Source organism: Variovorax soli NBRC 106424 (assembly GCF_001591385.1).
Lineage (GTDB): Bacteria > Pseudomonadota > Gammaproteobacteria > Burkholderiales > Burkholderiaceae_C > Variovorax > Variovorax soli.
Map to the genome: position 1 here is coordinate 1 of NZ_BCUU01000212.1, position 2,100 is coordinate 2,100.

At 73.5% G+C, this 2,100-nt stretch carries 2 protein-coding genes; both read right to left on the minus strand.

The genetic code is table 11. The features are described from left to right. Positions 1–1,836 (minus strand): 4-alpha-glucanotransferase (malQ, locus tag VSO01S_RS26345; RefSeq protein WP_084242141.1); only part of this gene is annotated, 1,836 nt, incomplete at its 3' end. Continuing rightward, a partial coding sequence (locus VSO01S_RS26350) for a DUF3459 domain-containing protein (RefSeq protein ID WP_153305460.1) occupies positions 1,829–2,100 on the minus strand: 272 nt, incomplete at its 5' end. The genes malQ and VSO01S_RS26350, both read right to left, overlap by 8 nt.

The window sequence follows — 2,100 nt, forward strand, 5'->3', positions numbered from 1 at the left end:
GACGGGCCGCCCCAGCGCTTCGGCCAGGCGTTCGCGCTCCTGCGCGCGCTGCGCCAGGCGCTCGTCCAGCGCCTGGCCGCCGGGCAACTGGCCGAGCGCGTCCTGCGCATGGATGTCGGCAGCCGACCACCAGCCGGCCAGCGTGGGCAGGTCATGCGTGCTCAGCGCCACCACGGCTTCGCGCGGATAGTGCTGCGGCGGCAGGTAGGCGCCCTGGGCGTCGCGCTCGAAGTACAGCAGGCGGTACGACAGCACGCCGTGGCGCCGCATGGCCGCGCGCATTTCATCAGGCACGGTGCCCAGGTCCTCGCCCACCACCATGCAGCGGTGCCGGCGGCTTTCCAGCGCCAGGATGGCGAACAGCGCGTCGCAGGGATAGCGCACATAGGCACCGTCGGCCGCCCTGCCGCCGCCCGGGATCCAGAACAGCCGCATCAGCATCATCACGTGGTCGATGCGCAGCGCCCCGGCGCAGCGCATGTTGGCGCGCAGTGCCTCGACAAAGGGCGCGAAGCCGCCCTCGGCCAGCCGGTCGGGGCGCAATGGCAGCAGGCCCCAGTCCTGGCCCTGCTGGTTGAGCAGGTCGGGCGGCGCGCCCACGCTGGCCCCCGAGGCAAAGCAATCCGCATGGCGCCAGCTGTCGGCGCCGCCGCGGTCCACCGACACCGCCAGGTCCAGGTACAGGCCGATCACCATGCCCGCCGCGCTGCACGCCTGCGCCGCCGCGGCGAGCTGGCGGGCGGCCAGCCATTGCAGGTACTGGAAGTACGCTACGCGGCCCGCGTGCTCGCGTTCGAACGCGCGCACCTGCGGGCCGTCGCGGTCGCGCCAGTCGGCCGGCCACGCGGGCCAGCCCCAGTGGGCGGGGTCCTGCGCATGCAGGTGGGCCTGCAGGGCATCGAACAGCGCCTGCGCCTGCAGCGCCTGCCCGCCTTCATCACAGAAGCGGCGAAAGTCCTGCATCAGCGCATCCGCCGCGCCGCGCGCCTGGAAATCCGCAAAGAGCAGCTGCAGCACCTCGTGCTTGGCGGCCCACACGCCGGCATGGTCCACCAGCTGCGCGGCACGCAGCGCGGCCAGGCGCTGCTGGAACGCCGGCGAGCGCACCAGTTGCCGCGCTGCATCGCAGTCCTCGAAGCCGGGCACCGCCTCAACGTCGATATACATCACATTGAGCCAGGCCCGCGACGACGGGCTGTACGGACTGGCATGCGCCGGGTTGTGCGGAAACAGCGCATGCAGCGGGTTGAGCCCGACGAAGGCCGCGCCCTCGCCCGCCGCCTGCACCACCAGCTGCCGCAGGTCGCCGAAGTCGCCCATGCCCCAGTTGCGCGGCGAACGCAGGCCGTACAGCTGCACCGCCATGCCCCACAGGCGCCCGCCCTCGGCCACGGCGCTGGCCTCGTGGCAGCGCTGCGGCGCGCAGATGAGCAGCGTGCTGCCGGGCAGGCCTTCCACCGTCAGCCGGTGGTAGCCCCACGGCAGCGCCAGCTGGATGCGCAGGTGCGCACCGCCGCCCTCGCACGGCTGCGCCTGGCCGACGTGGGCATGGCCCGCCTCGTCCTGCACGCGCCAGTGCAGCCGCTGGCGCTCGGTGCCCGGGGCCAGGGGCACGCAGAAGGCCGAGGCGCCCTCTTCCACCACCACATACGGCGGCAAGGCGGACGAGCGCTGCGCCGGCTCGAAAGCGCCCATGTCGCGCAGCAGCGCGCGCATGGCCTCGGGCGAGATTTCGTGCCGGTTGCCCCAGATGTCGTCGTAGGCGGTCTCGATGCCGTGTGCCTCGCACAGGCGGCGCAGGTCGTCGTCGCCGAGTTCGGCTGCAGCGTCAGTCATCGCGGTCGTCCTGCACGCCGGCCCAGACGCCGCCGGGCTGCATCCGCAGGCGCTGCGCATCGGGCTCGCGCGGGCTGGCGCCTTCGGCATAGACCAGCCGCCCCGGCAAGCGGTCGACCTCGCGTTCCTCCTGGCCGAAGTTGGCCAGCAGGTGCAGCAGGCTGTGGCTGCCCAGCCGCCAGGTGACGCGCAACAGGCCGCCCTGCACCGCGTGGTGCCAGCCCCGGCTGCCGTGCGCCATGCGCGGCACGATGTGCGCGCGGC